General features: G+C 69.5%; 19 protein-coding genes. 10 read left to right on the top strand and 9 right to left on the bottom strand.

Annotated elements, in window-relative coordinates; translation table 11 throughout:
• Positions 1–16 precede the first annotated feature (16 nt).
• The gene (locus IG04_RS0124265) at positions 17–1,126 is read left to right on the top strand and encodes a citrate/2-methylcitrate synthase (RefSeq protein ID WP_030479004.1); all 1,110 of its coding nucleotides are present in this window, start codon (positions 17–19) and stop codon (positions 1,124–1,126) included.
• Here IG04_RS0124265 and IG04_RS46660 read toward each other — a convergent pair.
• Positions 1,119–1,268, bottom strand: coding sequence for a hypothetical protein (locus tag IG04_RS46660; protein WP_157512984.1), 150 nt, complete (start codon positions 1,266–1,268; stop codon positions 1,119–1,121). The two genes, IG04_RS0124265 and IG04_RS46660, sit on opposite strands and share 8 nt — an antisense overlap.
• Before the next feature lie 71 nt (positions 1,269–1,339).
• Between IG04_RS46660 and IG04_RS0124275 the strand changes: the two genes are divergently transcribed.
• Positions 1,340–2,284 carry a GlxA family transcriptional regulator gene (locus IG04_RS0124275; RefSeq protein WP_030479005.1) on the top strand — a complete coding sequence of 315 codons (945 nt, stop codon included), beginning with the start codon at positions 1,340–1,342 and terminating at the stop codon, positions 2,282–2,284.
• Here IG04_RS0124275 and IG04_RS45515 read toward each other — a convergent pair.
• The gene (locus IG04_RS45515; RefSeq protein ID WP_084401070.1) at positions 2,189–2,722 is read right to left on the bottom strand and encodes a MarR family winged helix-turn-helix transcriptional regulator; all 534 of its coding nucleotides are present in this window, start codon (positions 2,720–2,722) and stop codon (positions 2,189–2,191) included. The two genes, IG04_RS0124275 and IG04_RS45515, sit on opposite strands and share 96 nt — an antisense overlap.
• A gap of 94 nt (positions 2,723–2,816) precedes the next feature.
• Here IG04_RS45515 and IG04_RS0124285 point away from each other — a divergent pair, with 94 nt between their 5' ends.
• Complete coding sequence (locus tag IG04_RS0124285; protein WP_030479007.1) at positions 2,817–3,374, top strand: YceI family protein; 558 nt, start codon at positions 2,817–2,819, stop codon at positions 3,372–3,374.
• Positions 3,375–3,532: 158 nt separating this feature from the next.
• Complete coding sequence (locus IG04_RS0124290) at positions 3,533–4,183, top strand: response regulator transcription factor (RefSeq protein WP_030479008.1); 651 nt, start codon at positions 3,533–3,535, stop codon at positions 4,181–4,183.
• On the opposite strand, the gene IG04_RS0124295 is transcribed toward IG04_RS0124290, so the two are convergent.
• Positions 4,180–5,838, bottom strand: coding sequence for a sensor histidine kinase (locus IG04_RS0124295; RefSeq protein WP_030479009.1), 1,659 nt, complete (start codon positions 5,836–5,838; stop codon positions 4,180–4,182). The genes IG04_RS0124290 and IG04_RS0124295 overlap by 4 nt on opposite strands.
• 63 nt (positions 5,839–5,901) lie before the next feature.
• Here IG04_RS0124295 and IG04_RS44205 point away from each other — a divergent pair, with 63 nt between their 5' ends.
• Positions 5,902–6,549, top strand: coding sequence for a hypothetical protein (locus tag IG04_RS44205; RefSeq protein WP_030479010.1), 648 nt, complete (start codon positions 5,902–5,904; stop codon positions 6,547–6,549).
• On the opposite strand, the gene IG04_RS0124305 is transcribed toward IG04_RS44205, so the two are convergent.
• Together IG04_RS0124305 and IG04_RS0124310 are read right to left on the bottom strand one after the other, a co-directional pair.
• Positions 6,546–7,703, bottom strand: coding sequence for a hypothetical protein (locus IG04_RS0124305; protein ID WP_030479011.1), 1,158 nt, complete (start codon positions 7,701–7,703; stop codon positions 6,546–6,548). The genes IG04_RS44205 and IG04_RS0124305 overlap by 4 nt on opposite strands.
• An 81-nt stretch (positions 7,704–7,784) precedes the next feature.
• On the bottom strand, positions 7,785–8,348 hold the full coding sequence (locus IG04_RS0124310) for a CGNR zinc finger domain-containing protein (protein ID WP_051770556.1): 564 nt from the start codon (positions 8,346–8,348) through the stop codon (positions 7,785–7,787).
• Positions 8,349–8,429: 81 nt separating this feature from the next.
• On the opposite strand from IG04_RS0124310, the gene IG04_RS0124315 reads away from it, so the two are divergent.
• Both IG04_RS0124315 and IG04_RS0124320 read left to right on the top strand, forming a co-directional pair.
• Positions 8,430–8,858, top strand: a complete 429-nt coding sequence (locus tag IG04_RS0124315; protein ID WP_245816061.1) for a nuclear transport factor 2 family protein — start codon at positions 8,430–8,432, stop codon at positions 8,856–8,858.
• Positions 8,855–9,544 (top strand): MOSC domain-containing protein, encoded by a 690-nt coding sequence (locus tag IG04_RS0124320; protein ID WP_211257801.1) that lies wholly within the window; start codon positions 8,855–8,857, stop codon positions 9,542–9,544. The genes IG04_RS0124315 and IG04_RS0124320 overlap by 4 nt, the downstream gene beginning before the upstream one ends.
• Here IG04_RS0124320 and icmF read toward each other — a convergent pair.
• The gene (gene icmF / locus IG04_RS0124325) at positions 9,541–12,747 is read right to left on the bottom strand and encodes a fused isobutyryl-CoA mutase/GTPase IcmF (protein WP_030479015.1); all 3,207 of its coding nucleotides are present in this window, start codon (positions 12,745–12,747) and stop codon (positions 9,541–9,543) included. The genes IG04_RS0124320 and icmF overlap by 4 nt on opposite strands.
• A 119-nt stretch (positions 12,748–12,866) precedes the next feature.
• A complete protein-coding gene (locus IG04_RS48660; protein ID WP_030479016.1) occupies positions 12,867–14,111 on the bottom strand; it encodes a helix-turn-helix transcriptional regulator in 1,245 nt (414 codons plus the stop codon).
• Between the two features lie 139 nt (positions 14,112–14,250).
• Between IG04_RS48660 and IG04_RS0124335 the strand changes: the two genes are divergently transcribed.
• Positions 14,251–15,159, top strand: coding sequence for an NADP-dependent oxidoreductase (locus IG04_RS0124335; RefSeq protein ID WP_030479017.1), 909 nt, complete (start codon positions 14,251–14,253; stop codon positions 15,157–15,159).
• On the opposite strand, the gene IG04_RS0124340 is transcribed toward IG04_RS0124335, so the two are convergent.
• Entirely contained in the window at positions 15,120–16,004 is an 885-nt protein-coding gene (locus tag IG04_RS0124340; protein WP_030479018.1) for a polyprenyl synthetase family protein, read from the bottom strand. The two genes, IG04_RS0124335 and IG04_RS0124340, sit on opposite strands and share 40 nt — an antisense overlap.
• 180 nt (positions 16,005–16,184) lie before the next feature.
• Here IG04_RS0124340 and IG04_RS0124345 point away from each other — a divergent pair, with 180 nt between their 5' ends.
• Together IG04_RS0124345 and IG04_RS0124350 are read left to right on the top strand one after the other, a co-directional pair.
• Positions 16,185–17,150 (top strand): aldo/keto reductase, encoded by a 966-nt coding sequence (locus tag IG04_RS0124345; protein WP_030479019.1) that lies wholly within the window; start codon positions 16,185–16,187, stop codon positions 17,148–17,150.
• Positions 17,151–17,180: 30 nt separating this feature from the next.
• Positions 17,181–17,579 (top strand): TOBE domain-containing protein, encoded by a 399-nt coding sequence (locus IG04_RS0124350; protein WP_030479020.1) that lies wholly within the window; start codon positions 17,181–17,183, stop codon positions 17,577–17,579.
• 82 nt (positions 17,580–17,661) lie between these two features.
• Here IG04_RS0124350 and IG04_RS42845 read toward each other — a convergent pair whose 3' ends face one another.
• Positions 17,662–20,208: an AfsR/SARP family transcriptional regulator gene (locus IG04_RS42845; protein WP_036015556.1), complete on the bottom strand. Its 2,547-nt coding sequence runs from the start codon at positions 20,206–20,208 to the stop codon at positions 17,662–17,664.
• Between the last annotated feature and the right edge of the window lie 43 nt (positions 20,209–20,251).

Genomic DNA, 20,251 nt, shown 5'->3' on the forward strand with positions numbered 1-20,251 from the left:
ACGGAGCCTGTCATCCATGTTGATTGATGCACCCAAAGGGCTTAAAGACGTCGTCGTCACCACGACCCTGATCGGGGACGTGAACGGTGCCGCGGGCTACTACCACTACCGCGAGCACGACGCGATCGAACTGGCCAGGACGCGGTCGTTCGAGGACGTGTGGTTCCTCTTCGCCGAGGGCCGGCTGCCGAGCCAGGACGAGGCCGCGCTTTTCACCGCACGGACCGCCGCGTTGCGACCGCTGCCGGCGACCGTCAGCGAGGTGCTGCCCGCGATCGCGCGATCTGGCTGCACGGCGCTGGCCGGGCTGCGGACCGCGCTCTCGATGCTGCCGTCGCAGCCGATGTGGGATGCGCCGATGAGCATCCGTAAGGCGGACGCTTTGAAGGTCAGCGCGATGACCCCGACCATCCTGGCGGCACTGCACCGGCTCAAGCTCGGGCTTGATCCCGTCAACCCCAGGGTTGATCTGTCCACGTCGGCGAACTGGTTGTACATGTTGACTGGACAGGACCCGTCAACGTGGGCGAGTCGTGCCGTCGAGCAGTACTTGATCGCCACGATCGACCACGGCTTCAACGCGTCGACGTTCACCGCACGCGTGGTCGCGAGCGCGGGAGCGGACGTCGTGTCGGCGGTGACGGCGGCGATCGGGACGTTCTCCGGGCCGCTGCACGGTGGCGCGCCGGACCGGGCGCTGGAGGCGCTCGACCTCATCGGGACGCCGGACAACATCGACGCCTGGGTGCTGGAGCGCATCGAGCGGGGCGACCGGATCATGGGGTTCGGACACGCCGTCTACAAGACGGAGGACCCGCGGGCGCGCCTGCTCAAGGACATCGCCCAGGAACAGCCGACCCGTCTCACCGAGTTCGCGGTCACCGTCGAGCGCCGGGTCACGGAGCTGCTGGCCGAGCTCAAGCCCGGCCGGCAGCTGTACGCGAACGTGGAGTTCTACGCCGGCGTGCTGATGGAGCAGTGCGGCATCCCACGCGAGATGTTCACGCCGACGTTCGCGTGCAGCCGGGTGGTCGGATGGTGTGCCAACGCGCTCGAACAGTCCGAGGACACGAAGATCATCCGTCCGGTCGCCCGCTACACGGGACCCGCACCGCTTATCAGGTGAGGTACCGGAGGTCGCTGCGCACTCGGGCGCGGTCGCGGTCATTGACGTCGGATGAACCGGCCAGACCGGCGGTGCGGTCGCGGTGCCGGTCGAGCCAGACGGAGAGGGCGGCTACTGCGAGGACGATCGCTGCAAGAGTCATGTCAGTAAGTTTGCGGCCAGCAATATCCCGCCAAAAGTGGCAGATCTGACGCTGTGCGCTAATATCCTGCCATGCTGCGATCGGTAGCGGTTCCCCTCATCGACGGCGTCGCGCCGTTCGAGTTCGGTCTGCTCTGCGAGGTGTTCGGCTTCGACCGGACCGACGAGGGCGTGCCGCTGGTCGACTTCCGGGTGTGCGGGGAGATCCCGAACCAGCCGGTGCCGACGAGCATCCGCGGCGTGAGCATCACGCCGGAACACGGGTTCGACGCGCTGCAGAGCGTCGACCTCGTCGCACTGCCCGCCGCACGCGTCCGCGACGAATACCCGGAGAAGCTGGTCAAGGCGCTCCGCGAGACCGGCGCGACGCTGCTCAGCGTGTGCAGCGGGGCGTTCATCCTCGGCGCGGCCGGGCTGCTCGACGACCGGCACTGCACCACGCACTGGCGCGAGGCGCGGCAGTTCCAGGAGCGGTTCCCGAAGGCGCGGCTCGACGCCGACGTGCTGTTCGTGGACGACGGGAACATCATCACCAGCGCCGGCACGGCGGCGGGCATCGACGCCTGCCTGCACCTGGTCCGGCGGGAACTCGGCACCAAGATCGCCAACACGATCGCGCGCCGGATGGTCGTGGCGCCGCAGCGCGACGGCGGGCAGCGGCAGTTCGTGGAGCTCCCGATCCCGGAGTGCAGCTCGGACAGCCTCGAACCGGTGCTGGAGCACGTGCTCGACACGATCGCGGACAACCACACGGTGGCGACGATGGCGAAGCTCGCCGTCATGTCCGAGCGGACTTTCGCGCGCAGGTTCGCCGCGGAGACCGGCACCACTCCGAACAAGTGGCTGTCACTCCAACGGGTACTTCACGCGCGCAGGCTGCTGGAAGAGACCGACCTGGACGTCGACACGGTCGCGACCAGGTCAGGCTTCGGGACAGCCGCCCTCCTGCGGCACCACTTCCATCGGGTCGTCGGCATCGCACCGAGCGATTACCGCCGCACATTCTCCTGTCGTTAGGCGCGTGAAGATCTTCTCGGAGATCGACCCCAGCGCCTCGACCTCGGCCTCGGTGAGCAGGTCGAACACCAGCCTGTGCACCGTCTCGGCGTGCGCCGGCGCGGCCTCCTCGATCGCGGACCGGCCCTGGTCCGTCAGCACGACGAACGACCCGCGCCCGTCGCTGCTGCAGTTCTCCCTGCGCACCAGGCCGCGCTTCTCCATCCGTGCGACGTGATGCGAGATGCGGCTCTTCTCCCAGTGCAAGGACCGTGCAAGCTCCAACACGCGCACGCGTTCATCACGCGTGTCGGTGAGCTGCACCAGCACGGCGAAGTCAGCCATCGAGATGTCCGAGTCGACCGACATTTGCCTGCTCAGATGCGCATTGAGCTCCCCCTGCATGCGGACGTAGGCACGCCACGCCCGCTGCTGCTCAGGTTCCAACCATCGTGTCACCGCTTCAGCATACGGGAATAGTTGACACATCACCCACGTTCGGGCAAGGTGAGTGACAGTTCAACCAAATCGAGCAACCGAAGGACTTGACACCATGACCACCGCCACGAACCTCACCGAACTGACCGGCGACTACGTCATCGACGCCTCGCACTCCCGCATCGGCTTCGTCGCGCGCCACGCGATGGTCACCAAGGTTCGCGGTGCGTTCAACGAGTTCGACGGCAAGATCTCCATCGATGGTGACAAGCCGGAGAACACCACCGCCGAGGTGACCGTGAAGGTCGCCACCATCGACACCCGCAACGCTCAGCGCGACGGCCACCTGACGACGAACGACTTCCTCGCCGTCGAGGAGTACCCGGAGATCAAGTTCGTCTCGACCTCCGCGAAGCAGGTCGACGACGACAACTTCGAGATCACCGGTGACCTCACCATCAAGGACGTCACCAAGAGCATCACCATCCCGTTCGCCTTCGAGGGCGTGGCCGTCGACCCGTTCGGCAACACCCGCGTCGGCTTCGAGGGCTCGCACGCCATCAACCGCAAGGACTACGGCGTCACCTGGAACGCCGCCCTGGAGACCGGTGGCGTGCTGGTGAGCGAGAAGATCGTCCTCGAGTTCGAGATCTCCGCGATCAAGCAGGCCTGACGACGGCCACCGGGCACGGGGCGTGGTAGATCTGGGCCTGCTAGGTAGATCCGAGCAGTATCCGGCGTATCCGCCACGCCCCCGCGACCCGATCGTCACAGTGAGCCGTGCACTGTTGGCCCCCTCAGGTCAGCGTCTTTGGGGCTACCGTGACTTCCATGGCGACGCGTGTGTTCCTCGTCGACGACCACGAGATCGTCCGCCGCGGCATAGCGGACCTGCTCGGCGAGGAGTCCGATCTCGAGGTGGTCGGTGATGCGGCATCGGTCACGGAGGCCCTGGCCAAGGTGCCGGGCGCGCAGGCCGACGTGGCGGTGCTCGACATCAGACTCCCCGACGGCAACGGCATCGAGCTGTGCCGCGAACTGCGCAGCCGCATCCCCGGCCTGCAGTGCCTGATGCTGACGAGCTTCGCGGACGACGAGGCCCTGTTCGACGCGATCATGGCGGGCGCCTCCGGCTTCGTGCTGAAGCAGATCCTCGGCGCGGACCTGGTCAACGCCGTCCGCACCGTCGCGGCAGGACAGTCCCTCCTGGACGCCCGCACGACTTCCGCGCTGCTCAACCGGATCCGCCGCGAGCGCGAGGAGGGCGACCCGCTGCGCATGCTCAGCGAGCAGGAGCGCACGGTGCTCGACCTGATCGGCGAGGGGCTGACCAACCGCCAGATCGCCGAGCGCATGTTCCTCGCCGAGAAGACCGTCAAGAACTACGTCTCGCACCTGCTGGCGAAGCTGGGCATGCAACGCCGCACGCAGGCCGCCGTGTTCGCGTCCCAGTTCCGCAAGGACGGCGACAAGCTCCGCTAGCCGAGCGGAACGCGCCACACCACGCACGCCCCGCCGCCCTCCGGCACCGTCACCGCCAGCGACCCGCTGAACTTCGATGCGCGGTGTGCGAGGTTGCGCAGACCGCTACGCGGGGCGTCCGCCGAGATGCCCACGCCGTTGTCCTGCACGGTGATCACGACGTCCTCACCGGCGTCGACGAGCACCGTCAGTTCGGTCGCGGAGGCGTGCCGCACGCAGTTCGTGACGGCCTCCCGCACGACGGCCTCGACGTGCTCGGCGAGTTCGGGCGGCACCGAGTTGTCCACGGTGCCGGACATGCGGATGGACGGCTTGAGGTGCGTCGACTCGGTCAGGCCAGCGACGAGGTCGAGCAGGCGGCGGCGCAGCGACGTGTTGTCGTTCGAGTGCAGGTCGAAGATGGACGTGCGGATCTCGCGGACCGTCTCGTCGAGCTGCTCGACGGCGGTCCGCAGGCGGGTGGCCACCTCGGGCTCGGTAATGCGGCGCAGGGTGGCCTGCAGGGTGAGGCCGGTGACGAACAGGCGCTGGATGACGTGGTCGTGCAGGTCGCGGGCGATGCGGTCGCGGTCTTCCAGCACGTCCAGCAGGCGTTGCGAGCGTTGCTGCTCGGCGAACTCCAGGGCGACGGCCGCCTGGTCGGCGAACGAGGCGAGCATCGGGACCTGGTCGGGCAGGAAACGGGTGCCGCCGCCGCGGCGCAGCACGACCAGCGCGCCGGTCACGCCGATCTCGGATCGCAGCGGGACGGCCAGGGCCGGGCCGAACTCCGAGCCCAGGTCGTTCACCAGGAGCGGGACGCCGGAGCGGATCACCTCGTCGACGACGTGGTCGGCGGCGGCGAAGTCGCCGATCTGCACTCCCGCGCTCGCGGCGACGGAGAGCGGGGTGTGCAGGCCGTCGCCGAGGACGACCAGGGCCGAGTCGGCGCCGGCGAGTTCGACGGTGCGCTGGGTGATGAGGCGCAGCGCGTACTCGCCGGAGGCGCCGCCCAGCAGTTCGGAGTTGACCTCGCCGATCGCCTCCAGCCACCGCTCGCGCGTGCGGGAGCGTTCGAACAGGCGGGCGTTCTCGATCGCGATGCCCGCGGCGGCGGCCAGGGCCAGCAGGACGGTCTCGTCGTCGGCGGTGAACTCGGCGGCATCGATCTTCTCGGTCATGTAGAGGTTGCCGAACACCTCGTCGCGCACGCGCACGGGCACGCCCAGGAAGCTGTGCATCGGCGGGTGGTTGGGCGGGAAGCCGACCGACGTCTCGTGTTGTGCGAGGTCGCGCAGGCGCAGCGGCGTCGGGTCCTTGATGAGCAGCCCGAGCAGGCCCTTGCCCTCGGGCAGGTGACCCATGGACCTGCGGGTCACCGCGTCCACGCCGACGTGGAGGAACTCCGAGAGGTCGTCACGGGTGCCGAGCACGCCCAGAGCGCCGTAGCGGGCGCCGACCAGGTCCACGGCCGCCTGGACGATGCGCAGCAGGGTCGGTTCGAGTTCCAGACCGGACGCCACGGCGAGCATCGCGTCCAGCAGTTCCTGCATGTGGTCGCGGGTGGTCACGATCTCGTCCATGCGGTCCCGGACCTCGTCGAGCAGCTCGTCGAGGTCGCGGCGACCAGGCACGTCAGGCACGCCGCCTAGATTCGCACATTTCGACCAACTCATGGCCCTGGGAAGTGGGGACCTTCGACCGTGGCTCGGCCGTCGCTCCGGCCGGAGAGTGTGCCCATGACCGTCACCGTGCCCGGCTCACTCGGCCTCGCGAGTGAGGACGTGCGCGGCGTCCTCTCCCTCGCCAGAGCCTCCGCTCCCGACGTGCGGTTCGAGGTACGTCCCGAGCAGATCGAGCTGCACACCCCTGGGCCGCACAGCCGGGAGACGCGACTGGCCTGCGGGGCGGCGCTGCTCAACGCACGGCTGGCACTGCAGGGACACGGCATCCGTCCACTGGTGACGCTGCTGCCCGGCCAGAGCGCGCACGACGCGGCGGCGGCCATCAGGCTCGGCGGCTATCAGGAACCGAGTCCGGACGTGCTGGCGTTGCTGCGGTCGCTGCGCGCGAACCGTCGCACGTGGACGACGTTCCCCGAACCCGCCGCCTGGCGCGGGTTGCTCTCGCGGGCGGCCGAAGTGGAGCGGGCCTGGCTGCACCTGCGCAGCCGCACCGAGCTGGTGCTGTGCACGTTCACCCAGGGTGCCGCGGCCGAAATCCGTGCGGGGCAGGCGATGCAGCGCGTCGTGCTGGCCGCGGGAACGGCAGGGTTCGCCGTCTCCCCCGCCCACGACCCGGTGAGCCTGTCCGCGTTGCGCGCGGACCTGCGGCCCTGCCTGGGCAACACGCTGGTACCCCAGATCGTGCTGCAACTGGGCGCCTAACGCGCCATCACCGCCTTCCACAGCAGCCGAGCCAGCTCCGGGTGGCAGATGTCGTTGTGAGCGCCCGCGATCCCGTCGATCCGGCGGATCACGGACGTGCAGTCGACGTTGTGCACCTGCCCGCGCTGAAGCTCGCCGGGAGAGCCGATGTTGTGGCCGTGCGCGTAGGTGCCCTGCACGCCGTGCGAGCCGAGGCCGCCGTACTTCGGGTACTCGTCCAGGTCGACCTGCCGGCCCGATCGCGCGGCCAGCGGGTAGAAACGGCCGATGGCGTAGTCGTTCGACGACGTGGTGACGATGATCGGGCCTGGCACGCGGCCGAGCACGCCGCGGAAGTAGCCGGAGCCGGGTTCGCCGGGCAGCCGTTCCGCGAACGACCACAGCGACATCGCGCCCTGCACCAGGGTCAGTGTCGCGGCGGGCACCACGTTCGCCATCGCCGTGGCGGTGATGCAGCCGAAGCTGTGGCCCATCAGGTGGATGCGCGCGTCCGGCGCGGCCTGGGCGACGTCACGGGCGATCCTGGCCGCACCGCTCTCGCCGAACACCTTGGCGCGCCGCTTCATCTTCCAGAACGTCAGGATCCGCAACGGCGACAGGATGCCGCCCAGGGCCGGATCCTCCAGGCATGCCCGGTAGAGCTGCTCGGCGTCGAACGCCATCCCGTCCTCGCCCGGCAGGTCCGGAACCGAGCTCTCCAGGTAGTCGTAGGCCTGTTTGACCGTGGGCGACATCCGGCACGGGTGCTGCCGCGCGGCCTGGACGATCGTGCGCACGGCGGCCGTGCGTCCGGCACCACCGCCGAGACGGCCGGCCTGTGCCTTGATGAACTCGTCCGACCGCACGTCCTCGTCGCCCCACGCCTTCGACGGCCAGTGCAGACCGACGAGCAGGGACTTGAAACCGCCCGGAAGCCGGTGTGCCGCTTCACGTTCGGCACGGCAGCCGGCCATCGTCGCGACCCACCGCCCGTACTGCTCACGGGCGGCCGGCACGTCGCCGTTCCACCCGTGGATGAAGAAGAAGACGTCGGTGACACCTTGGCGGGCGTCGTACAGCACGTCCGCGCTGTCCCGCCCCCGCTCGTTACCTGTCTCGTCGAAGCAGACGAGGTGATAGCTGATGTCGTGACCTGGCACGGATTCTCGGGACATCGCGGATCACCACCACACAGAACGCGCCCAACTGTTGTCCGTTTAATCGGAATCGGGGCGGCTCATGTTTACCCCCACCGATCAGGAAAACCCGTTCGGACCAGGGGATTCACCCCGATTGCGCCGGTAGTGTCGGGCCGCGCGGACCCTGTTGCCGCACGACGGCGAGCACCATTCCCGACGTGGGTGGTCCTTCACGAAGTACAGCACGCAGCCCGGCGCATAACAGGCGCGCAACAGAACCCGGCGCTCGCCGGTGAACAGGTCCACTGCCTCCGTGGCGATCGAGGCGCGCTCACGATCCGCGAGTGATCCGTCGCTTTCGTTGTGCCGCAACAGTTCTCCGTCGCGCACGGCCAGCTGCGGCCACCGCTGCGCACTGCGCGCCGCACGGTTGACCTCAGCCACGGCCCGCTCCAGATCACGATCCCGCGCGACCGGACGCGTGTCCTCGGTCAGCACGCCCGCGAGGTCGCGCAGTGCCTGCCGCAACGAGCGGAACGCGCCGAGATCGGCCTGGCTCGCCGGAACGCCCAGGAAGTCGCGGAGTCCACCGACAGTCGTCAGGTCGTCGTGGACCTGTGACCGATTGGCCCAGATGGTGTTCATCAGCAGGACCGGACGGGGCTCGTCGGGCGTCAGCACGCCTAACGGTAACACAGGCTTGCATCCGTTAGGTTCTCGTTCTAACGTTTGCAACGTCGCCCAACCGTTGGAAGGACCATCGTGAAACCTCCGTTCGACGCCGAGACCGCCCGCCGCAAGGTGCAGGCCGCCCAGGACGCCTGGAACACCAAGGATCCGGTGCGCGTGGCCGGCGCTTACACACCGGATTCTGTGTGGCGCAACAGGTCCGAATTCGTCCACGGCACCGACGAGATCGTGGCGTTCCTGACGAAGAAGTGGGAGCGCGAGCACGAGTACGTGCTGCGCAAGTCGTTGTGGGCGTTCGGCGACGACCGCATCGCCGTGCGCTTCCAGTACGAGTGGCACGACGACGAGGGCCAGTGGTGGCGCAGCTACGGCAACGAGAACTGGGAGTTCGCCGAGTCCGGCCTGATGCGTCGGCGCGAGGCGAGCATCAACGACGTGAAGATCGCCGAGTCCGAGCGCCGCATCGACCCGAACTCGACCTACGAGATCCCGGCGGAGTGACGGCCGTGCACGTCAAGGCGTTGTGGCGGTTCCCGGTGAAGTCACTGGGCGGCGAAGAACTCCAGCAGGCGAAGTTCACGTCCGACGGCGTGGAGGGCGACCGGCTGGTGCACGTGCAGGGCCCGCGCGGCGTGCTGACCGGGCGCACCCGGTACGGCCTGCTCACGATCCCCGCGACCACCGGCCCGGACGGTCCGTTGGTGGACGGACATCCCTGGGACAGCTGGCAAGCTCACGAGAGGGTGCTGCCGTTCGGCGGCAGGCTGACCCGTTACACCGGCCCGGAGCGGTTCGACGTGCTGAACGTCCTGGTGGCAACGGACGGCCAGGTCGAGGCCGCGGGCGTCGACGTGCGGCGGCTGCGGCCGAACATCCTCATCGGCGGTGTCGAGGCCGGCGAGGAGGACAGCTGGCCTGGGCACGCGCTGGTGGTCGGTGATGTCGTGATCGGCATGTACCAGAAGCGCGCCCGGTGCGTGGTCACGACGATCGACCCCGACACCGGCGCGCAGGACCTGGACGTGCACCGGCGCATCCGGCACGAGTTCGGTGGCGTGCTGTGCCTGGACAGCTGGGTCATTCAGCCGGGCGTGGTCAACGTCGGAGATGCCGTTGAGCTGGTGCCGACCGACGAACTCCCCGAGCACATCGGCGGGTGGATCGTCGGCCGGCCCTACGCGGTCTAGATGTTGCGGCGGTACTGGCCGCCCACCTCGAAGAACGCCTCGGTGATCTGGCCGAGCGTGCACACACGGGCCGCGTCCATCAGCACCCCGAACACGTTCTCGTTCGTCTGCGCCACCTCACGCAGCCGCGCCAACGCCTTCTGGGCCTCGTCGCGGTGCGCGGCCTGGTACGCACGGGTGCGCTCGACCTGCGACTCCTTCTCCTCCTCGGTGGCGCGCGCGAGTTCGATCTTCACGACCTCGCGCGTGCCGTCCTCCGGCAGGAAGGTGTTGACGCCGATCAACGGCAGCGAGCCGTCGTGCTTGCGCTGTTCGTAGAGCATCGACTCGTCCTGGATGCGGCCGCGCTGGTAGCCGGTCTCCATCGCGCCGAGCACGCCGCCGCGTTCGGAGATGCGGTCGAACTCCATCAGCACGGCCTCTTCGACGAGGTCGGTCAGCTCGTCGATGACGAACGAGCCCTGCAGCGGGTTCTCGTTGGCGGAGAGGCCCCACTCCTTGTTGATGATCATCTGGATGGCCATCGCGCGACGGACGGACGACTCCGTGGGAGTGGTGATCGCCTCGTCGTAAGCGTTGGTGTGCAAGGAGTTGCAGTTGTCGTACAGCGCGCAGAGGGCCTGCAACGTCGTGCGGATGTCATTGAAGTCCATCTCCTGCGCGTGCAGCGAACGGCCCGACGTCTGCACGTGGTACTTGAACTTCTGCGAACGCTCCGCGGCGCCGTAGCGGTCGCGCATGGCCACGGCCCAGATGCGGCGCGCCACGCGGCCGATGACGCTGTATTCGGCGTCCATGCCGTTGGAGAAGAAGAACGACAGGTTCGGCGCGAAGTCGTCGATGTTCATGCCGCGCGCCAGGTACGACTCGACGTAGGTGAAGCCGTTGGCGAGCGTGAAGGCGAGCTGGCTGATGGGGTTCGCCCCGGCCTCGGCGATGTGGTAGCCAGAGATCGACACCGAGTAGAAGTTGCGGATCTGCTGCTGGATGAACCACTCCTGGATGTCCGCCATCATGCGCAGCGAGAACTCCGTGGAGAAGATGCAGGTGTTCTGGCCCTGGTCCTCCTTGAGGATGTCGGCCTGAACGGTGCCGCGGACGTTGGCCAGTGCGAACGCCCTGATCCGGTCGTGCTCCTCGGCGCTGGGCTCGCGGCCCTCCTTCTCGGTGAACACGGCGACCTGCTGGTCGATCACGGTGTTGAGGAAGTACGCGAGGATCGTCGGCGCCGGGCCGTTGATCGTCATCGACACGGACGTCGTCGGCGCGACCAGGTCGAAGCCGTCGTACAGGGCCTTCATGTCGTCGAGCGACGCGATCGAGACGCCGGAGGTGCCGATCTTGCCGTAGACGTCCGGCGGGGTGTCGGGGTCGCGGCCGTAGAGCGTCACCGAGTCGAACGCCGTCGACAGGCGCGTGGCCGGGTTGCCCTTCGACAGGTACTTGAAGCGGCGGTTCGTGCGGAACGCGTCGCCCTCGCCCGCGAACATGCGCGCCGGGTCCTCGCCCTCGCGCTTGAACGGGAAGACCCCTGCCGTGTAGGGGAAGAAGCCCGGCAGGTTCTCCTTGCGCAGGAACCGCAGCAGCGAGCCCTCGTCGTCGTAGCGGGGCAGGCTGACCCGGCGGACCTGGTTGCCGGACAACGTCTCGCGCGTGAGCTTGGTGTGGATCTCCTTGTCCCGCACCTTGAACACGAGCTCGTCGCCGGAGTACTGCTCGACGATCGCCGGCCACGCTCCCAGCAGGTCCGCCGTCTCGCGGCCGACCTTGCGCTCGGCATCCGTTGCCAGTTCGGCGATGTCCGCGACGCCCTTGCCCGCCGCCTCCAACGCCTTCTGCGCGCCGGAGAGCTGGAGGTGCTTTCGGACCGCCTCGACCTGCTCGTCGGTCCTGCGGTGGTAGCCGCGCACCGTGTCGGAGATGTCGGACAGGTAGCGCGCACGTGAGGCGGGCACGACCGTTGAGGCGCTCGTGGACGTCTTGCCGGCAACGGCGGCGAGTGCGCCCTCTTCGGCGTGCAGGCCGTGTTCGACCAGGCCGTCGCGCAGGAACTGGTAGAGCGCCGTTACGCCGTCGTCGTTGAACGTCGCGGCGGACGTGCCGTAGACCGGCATGTCCTCCCACTTGACGCCGAACGCCTCGCGGTTGCGCACCATCTGCCGTGCGACATCCCGGCGCGCGTCCTCGGCACCGCGGCGCTCGAACTTGTTGATCGCCACGGCGTCCGCGTAGTCGAGCATGTCGATCTTCTCGAGCTGCGACGCGGCACCGAACTCCGGCGTCATCACGTACAGCGAGAAGTCGACGAACGGCACGATGGCCGCGTCACCCTGACCGATACCGGGCGTCTCGACGATGACCAGATCGGCACCGGACGCCTTGCACGCCACGATGGCCTGCTCCAGGCCGTCCGGGATCTCGCTGCCCGCACGGCGCGTGGCCATCGAACGGAAGAACACGCGGTCGCCGTCGAGGCAGTTCATCCGGATGCGGTCGCCGAGCAGTGCGCCACCACCACGCCGGCGCGTCGGGTCGACGGCGAGCACGGCGATGCGCAGCTTGTCCTGCTGGTCGAGCCGGAAGCGGCGCACCAGCTCGTCGGTGAGCGACGACTTGCCCGAGCCACCGGTGCCGGTGATGCCCAGGACCGGCACCTTGCGCGTGGTCTCGAGGGGTTCCGCGGTGCCGGCCTCAATGTGCGTGATCGCGCGCGCCAGGGCCTCGTCCGCCCCCGTCAGCAGCGCGTCGTGGCTGAACGGCTCCGTCAGCGCGTGGTCGCACTCCTCGATCATCAGGTTGATCATCCGGGCGAGGCCGAGCGTCTGCCCGTCCTGCGGCGAGAAGATCCGCGCGACCCCGCGCGAGTGCAGCAGCTCGATCTCCTCGGGGACGATGACGCCGCCACCGCCGCCGTAGACCCGGATGTGCCCGGCGCCGCGCTCGTTGAGCAGCTCGACCAGGTACGAGAAGTACTCGACGTGCCCGCCCTGGTACGCGCTGATGGCGATGCCCTGCGCGTCCTCCTGGATCGCCGCGTCGACGACCTCCGACACCGACCTGTTGTGGCCGAGGTGGATGACCTCCGCACCCTGCGACTGCAGGATCCTCCGCATGATGTTGATAGCCGCGTCGTGGCCGTCGAACAGGCTGGACGCGGTCACAAAGCGCACCGGGTTCGCCGGCTTGTGCAGAGTGGTCGCCATGAGAATAGTTTGACTTCCTACTATCGGACGTGCAACCGAGCGTGGTCCAGGTCTCTGTATCGAGCAGGAGAGAACATGGTCCCGCCGGCTGCCGGAGGTTCGCTCGCGGAGCACTTCGGCTAACGCGCAGCGCCCCACTCGTGCGCGAGGGCGGCTGCCTCTCCCCGTGAGCCGACACCCAGCTTCTCCAGGATCTTCGCCACGTGGAACTTCACCGTGGACTCGCTGATGTGCAGCTCACCGGCGATGTCGCGGTTCCGCCGGCCACGGGCGAGGCGGCCCAGCACCTCCAGCTCCCGCGCGCCCAGCACGGTCAGCGGGTCCTCGCGCGGGCTCTCCGGCGGCCCGAGCGGCACCTCGATCGTCACGGTCGCGCCCCAGCCCGGCACCGCGTCGACCTCGACCTTTCCGCCGAGCGGCCCGAGGCGTTCGGGCACCCGGCGGCGGTCGAGGCTGCCGCAGGACAGGGTGCCGGGACCGTCGTCCCGCACGGTCGCCCTCAGCACCGCGCCGATGATCTTCCAGCCGATGTGGACGCGGCCGACCCCGCCCTGGTCGTCCAGCATCGCGTGCACGGCGGACCTGACCACCGCAGCGGCCGTGGCGGAGATTTCGGTCGGCACGATCCGGTCCGCACCCTCCTCCGCGCCGGGCGTACCCAGGTCCAGGCGCACGTCGCGGCCGCGCAGCACGCGGCGCAACGATTCGGCGAGCCGTTCGAAGGCCTCGCCCGCCCGTTCCTCGGTCTGCGCCCGGTCCAGATCGGCCCTCGACCGCAGTTCGACCAGCGCGGTGACGGCGAGGTCGACGGACCGCGAGCGGGCGGCCACGTCGTCCACGCCGTGGTCACGCAGCACGCCGAGCAACGCCGTAAGCGAGGCGCCGTAGGCGTCACCGAGGTCGGAGATGGCGACGGCACGCGCCGCCGCGGCTGCCCGGGACACGGCGAGCGTCGCGGGCACCGCCTCGTTGCGCAGGCCCTCCATGTGCGCGGTCACCACGTCCCACAACGCGACCGCGGGCGCCAGCACCTCGTCGGCCACCGGGGTGTCGTCGGTGCGCAGGAGCACCAGCAACGCACTCGGTGTGGACACATCGCTCACCAGCACGATCACCGGCACGTCGGCCCCGGCCATGACCGCCCGCCCCTGCCAGGCACCCCTGTCCGGCAGCCGGGGACGCAACGTGGCGATGTCGGTGATCGTCACCGGCGCCTCGCCACGGAACTTGAACGGCGCGAACGAGCAGTTCGACAGCTCGGCCACGGCCTGGTGCGGGATGGCGCCGGCGATCGCCGCCGACAGCCGCGACAGCGTCTCGCTCAGCGGTGCCCGGATCACGTCGACGGCGGCCAGCAGGTCCATGGTTTTCAGCGTAACCCGCTCAGACGAGCACCCGACTGGCCTTTCGGCTAGGTGGGACTAGCCGAAGTGCGGGGGCGCGCAGGGGCGACCGTCGCTAGAGTTGACATGTCAACCAAACGACGAGCACCGGGAGTCAGAGATGAAGGCGATCACCTACACCACGTTCGGCGGCCCGGAAGTGCTGAGCCTGAACGAGGTCGAGGAGCCGCACGCCGGACCGGGACAGGTGCGGTTGAAAGTGGTGGCCGCGGCGGTCAACCCGCTGGACCACAAGATCCGCAACGGGTGGATGCCACCGCAGATGACGCCCCCGTTCCCGGTGACCCCCGGCGCCGAGGCGGCCGGCATCATCGACGAGGTCGGCGAGGGCGTCACCGGCGTCGCGGTGGGCGACGCGGTCCTGGGCTGGACCGTCACCGGGGCCTACGCCGAGTACGCGCTGGCCTCCGAGTTCGCCCTCAAGCCCGCGGACCTCGACTGGGACACGGCCGCCGCGCTGCCCGTGGCCGTCGAGACGTCGGTGCGCGTGCTCGACGAACTGAAGGTCGGCGAGGGCGACACGCTGCTGATCCACGGGGCCGCGGGCGTGGTCGGCGCCGTCGGCGTCCAGCTCGCGGTGGCCCGCGGCGCCACGGTCATCGGCACCGCCTCCCCCGGCAACCACGACTACCTGCGGTCGCTCGGCGCCATCCCGGTCGCTTACGGCGAGGGGCTCGCCGACCGAGTCCGCGCCGCCGCGCCCCAGGGCGTCGACGCCGTGTACGACGCCGCCGGGCAAGGCGACCTGCCGTTGTCGATCGAACTGCGCGGCGGCACCGACCGGATCGTCACCATCGCCGATCCCCAGGCCGCCGAGCTGGGCGTCACCTTCTCCGGCGGCGGTGCCCCGTTCGGCGCGCGGCTCGCCGAGTACGCCCAGCTCGTGGTGGACGGCAAGCTCGCTGTGCGAGTCGCGCGGAGCCTCCCGCTGGCCGAGGCCGCCAAGGCGCAGGATCTGGTCGCGACCGGTCACGCGCCGGGCAAGGTGGTGCTGCGCCCCGTCGGCTGAGCAGGCACGGCCGGAGCACATCGGGCGGTCGTGACCTCCCTGGCGAGTGCCGTCAGCTTCTCTGCCGCCCGCGCCCTCGGACCGCACTGCCGCAGGTGGTTCAGGGCGCGGGCGAGCAGCAGTTCGGCCTGCTGCTCGCACCACTTCCGCCCGCCGCCGACGCTCATCCCGGAGTTGGCCGCCGCCACGACCGGGAGCGTCCGGCGTCCGTGCGCGAGGTCGTCGTGGAGGGCCAGTACGTCGTCGACGTGCTTGCGCGCCAGGCCGATGTCGTCACCGAACTGCCTGAGGTGCCCGGCCTGGCTCGCGCTCGCACCGGCGGCCAGCGCGCCGAGCTCGCACGCCGCCGCCGTCAGCGAGCTGTGCTTCGCCGCCGCCACACCGAGGTGCTGGGCCAGGTCGACGTCGTCCTCCTCGTCCATGCCGATCTCCTGGACGTAACCGTCCACAACGGACATCAACGCGACGTTGAGGATCATCACCCAGGGCTTGGTGAGCCGCGCGAAGGCGAGGGAGAGGAGAGCGTCGGCCGCCGAGACGACCCTGTCCGCACCGAACGCCTCCCACGCTCCCCTGCGGATCATGAGGTCCGCGTGCAGTTGTTCGTGCAGGTGCGCGAACTCCAGCGCGAGGGCGACCCCGGCCACGTCTGCGTCACCGAACGCCTCGGCGGAGAGCAGTACGAGCGCGGCCGTCGAGAAGTCCTGCCGGGCGAGGCCGAACTCGACCACCTCGCGCGTCTCGTCCGGAAGTTCCGCCAACGCCGCCGGCAGCAACGTCCCGACCGCGGCACGGGTGCGCTCCAGCACGTGCTGCGGTGGCGCGACCAGGTCGATGCTCGTCATTGCGCTTCCTCTCAGACCCCTGGGAAAACGACGCTAAACCTGCTGGTCCGGCAACCACGTCCGATAGCCACTGACGTGTTAAACAGAGGCACGATCCAGCGATGCGGACTACGTTGATGTTGAACGGGTTGTCGTCACCATCACCCGACCGTGATCGTCGTTTTCCTGAGGGGCTGACCCATGCGCTACACCAAGCTCGCCGGCATGGACGTGTCCGAGATCTGTCTCGGCATGATGAGCTACGGAGATCCGAAGCGGGGCGGCCACCCGTGGTCGTTGCCTGAGGAGGATTCCCGGCCGTTCATCAAGGCCGCGCTCGACGCCGGCATCAACTTCTTCGACACCGCGAACATGTACTCGGCCGGTTCCTCGGAGGAGATCACCGGCGCCGCACTGCGTGACTTCGCACGGCGTGAGGAGATCGTGCTGGCCACCAAGGTGCACTACCGGATGCACGAAGGCCCCAACGGTTCCGGGCTGTCGCGGAAGTCGATCCTCGCCGAGATCGACAACTCGTTGCGCAGGCTCGGCACGGACTACGTGGACCTGTACCAGATCCACCGCTTCGACGGCACCGTCCCTCTCGAAGAGACACTCGAGGCGCTGCACGACGTCGTGAAGTCCGGCAAGGCGCGCTACATCGGTGCGTCGTCCATGTACGCGTGGCAGTTCGCCAAGGCGTTGTTCACGCAACGCGAGAACGGCTGGACGAAGTTCGTGTCGATGCAGAACCACTACAACCTCCTCTACCGCGAGGAGGAACGCGAGATGCTGCCGTTCTGCGCGGACCAGGGCATCGCCGTCATCCCGTGGAGCCCACTGGCCCGCGGCCGCCTGGTCCGCGACTGGGACGCGACGACCGCGCGCACCGAGACCGACGAGTTCGGGTCCACCCTGTACCTGGAGTCGGACCGGGCGATCGTCGACCAGGTCGCCGCCATCGCCACCGCCCGCAGCGTCTCGCGCGCACAGGTCGCGCTGGCCTGGCTACGGCGCAATCCCGTTGTCACGGCACCGATCGTCGGCATCACCAAGCCCGCGCAGCTCGACGACGCGGTGGCGGCGCTGGACTTCGAGCTGACCGACGACGAGGCGGCGCAACTGGAGTCGGGCTACCAGCCACACCGCATCGCCGGGCACTCCTGACTCCGCGAACGCGGATATACACTTCCGCCCGTGCCGAACTTGCGGATCAGCGAGGCCGCCGCGCTGCTCGGGGTCAGTGACGACACCCTGCGCCGGTGGATCGACCAGGGCCGTCTCGCGTCCGTCGTCCTGGACAACGGGCGCAAGGGCGTCAGCGGGACCGAACTCGCCGCGTTCGCGCAGAAGATGACCGACGTGGCCGAGCCCGGTGCGACCGTGGCGGCCTCGGCGCGCAACCGCATGAAGGGCATCGTCACCCGCGTCGTCAAGGACGGGGTGATGGCCCAGGTCGACATGCAGGCCGGGCCCTTCCGCGTCACGTCTCTGATGAGCCGTGAGTCCGCGGACGAGCTCGGCCTGGAGGTCGGCAGCGTCGCCGTGGCCTCGATCAAGTCGACGCACGTCGTGGTCGAGATCCCCGAGGCCTAGGGCGTGTCCCGTAAGTCTCGTCCGCGATAGTCGAACGGACTTACGGGACACGCCCTAGGCCGTTCGGAGCACGAACCCGCCTCTAACCGTCCAGCCCGGCCAGCTTCCGCGACGCCTCCGCCTCACCCCACCGGAACCCGATGCGACGCGACAACTCCACCGCCTCGGTGTAGGAGGCACGCGCCTGCGCACCCCGCCCGGCCAGCTCGTGCACGATGCCGCGGTCCAGCAGCACGCCCGCCTCGATCTGCCTGTCCCCCACCGATCGCGCGAGGCCCAGCGTCTCCTCCGCCAGCTCCAGCGCCCGGTCCAGGGAGCCGAGCTGGCGGTGGGCGTCGGCCATGTTCGCCAGCGCGTGCAGCTCGCCGGACCTGTCGCCGCACGCGCGCAACGTCGTCAGCGTCTCCTCGTAGCAGACCAGCGCGGCCGGGAGGTCGCCCAGCGCGGCGTGCACCAGACCCAGGTTGGTGCGCACGTAGGCCGCGCCCTGCGAGTCGTCCAGTTCCTCGCGCAACTTCAGCGACGCCTCCAGCGAGGTCAGTGCGGCGGGCAGGTTCCGGCGGCGCCAGTGGGTGATGCCGAGGTTGTTGAGGGTCACGGCTTCGAGCTGGCGGTCGTGCAGCTCGCGGGCCAGGGCCAGTGCCGCCGTCCAGTGCCGCTGGGCCTCACCGAACTTGAAGCCGCGCTCGCAGGCGGCGCCGAGTTCCTTCAGCACCAACGCTTCCGCGCGGAGGTCGCCCAGTGAGCGGGCGGCCTCCAGGGCGAGCGTGTTCAGCGCGCACCAGTCCGCCACCTCGGACCGGCGGCGGAAGTACCAGGACAGGCCCGCGGCGAACGCGATCGCGTCGGCCGGCGAAGCCTGGTGCGCGGCGGCGATCAGGTTGTCGCGCTCCTCGGCCAGCCAGAGGTCGGCCGGGTTGTCCGCGAGCGCTTCCAGGTAGTGCTTGTGCAGGCGTTCCAGTGCGAGTGAGCGTTCTTCGGCCGACTCCGAGGCGCGGCAGCGTTCGCGCGCGAAGAGGCGCAGCAGGTCGTGCAACGCGAACCGGCCGGGCACCGGTTCCTCGACCAGGTGCGCGCCGGCCAGTTCGGCGAGCAGGTCCTCGACGTCCGGCACGTCGGTCAGGGCCCGTGCCGCGGCGACCGCGAAGTCGGGGCCGTCGAGCAGTCCGATCAACCGGAACACCCTTGCCACGTCGGGAGATCCCAGCTCGGCGTAGCTGACCTCGAACGCCGAGCGGACCGCGACGTCACCGAGCCTCAGCTCGTCGAGGCGGTGCGCCTCGTCCGCCAGCCGCGCCGCCAGCAGCGGTGCGGTCCACTGTGGACGGGCGGCGAGCCGGGCGCCCGCGATGCGCAGGGCCAGCGGCAGTCCGCCGCACCGGCGCACGAGTTCCGCCGCGTCCGAGACCTCACCGGCGACGCCCTCCAGCAGCCGGTACGCATCCTCCAGTTGCAGCGCGCCTAGTTTCACGTACGAGGCACCGTACAGCGCGGTGAGCGGGCGTCGGGACGTGATCAGCACGGCCGAGCCGGGACCGGTCGGCAGCAGGCGGGTGATCTGGCCCGCGGTGGCGACGTTGTCCAGCACCACGAGCAGCCGGCGCGACGCGGTGAGCGAGCGGTAGCGCAGGGCCTCCTCGTCGCCGGGCCGCTCGCCGAGCGCGCGCAGGAACTGGCTCAGAATCCGGTCCGAGGCACCGTCGGAGAGGTCGGCGTAGAGCTGGCCGTCCGGGAACCTCGCCGCGATCTCGTGCGCCGCCCGCACCGCGAGCGCCGACTTGCCGACGCCCGCCTGCCCGGTGATCACACACACCGCGACCCGGTCCTGCCGCGGCGGTGCCTTGATCAGGTTCAGCTCGCGGCCGCGGCCGGCGAAGGTGACCACGTCCGGTGGCAGCTGACGGATCGCCGCCGCCCCAACGGGTTTCGCGCGCAGGAGCTCGGCCTGCAGCCGCCTCAGCGACTCCCCCGGCTCGACACCGAGCTCGTCGGTGAGCACCCGCCGGCACTCCTGGTAGGCCGCCAGCGCCTCGGCCGGACGCCCCGCGCGGTGCAGCGCGACCATCTGCTGCTCGCGCAGGCGTTCGTTCAACGGGTGTTCGCGCACCCACTCGTTCAGGTCCGCGACGATCTCGACGTGCCGGCCGAGGTCGAGCTCCGCCTCGGCGCACTCGACCCGCGCGGCCAGCCGCAGCTCCTCCAGCTGCGCGACGACTCCACGCAACAGGCCGGACGCGGCGAGATCGGCGAGGGCGGGCCCGCGCCACAACGCGAGCGCCTCGCGGTAACCGCGCGGCGTGCGTTCCCTGCGGGCGACCTCGAGCAGCTCGGCGAACCGGGTGAGGTCGAGCTCGGCCGGGTCGATCGACATCAGGTAGCCGGGCGCCCGCGAGAGCAGCCGCGAGCCGACGATCTTGCGCAGCTGGTAGACGTAGACCTGGAGGTTCTTCAGCGCCGTCTTGGGCGGCGCGTCGTCCCACAGCACGCTGATCAGCCGGTCGACCGACAGCACCCGGCCGGGCTGCGCGAGGAGCAACGCCAGCACCGCTCGTTGTTTGGGCGGCCCAAGGCTCAGCCGCGCGCCGTCGTCGGCGTAACACTCGACCGGCCCGAGCACCCGGAACTCCACAGCTCCCGATCGTAACCACCAACCACATACCGGACGCACGCGC

Origin of the sequence: Lentzea albidocapillata, assembly GCF_000719115.1 — a bacterium.
GTDB lineage: Bacteria > Actinomycetota > Actinomycetes > Mycobacteriales > Pseudonocardiaceae > Lentzea > Lentzea albidocapillata.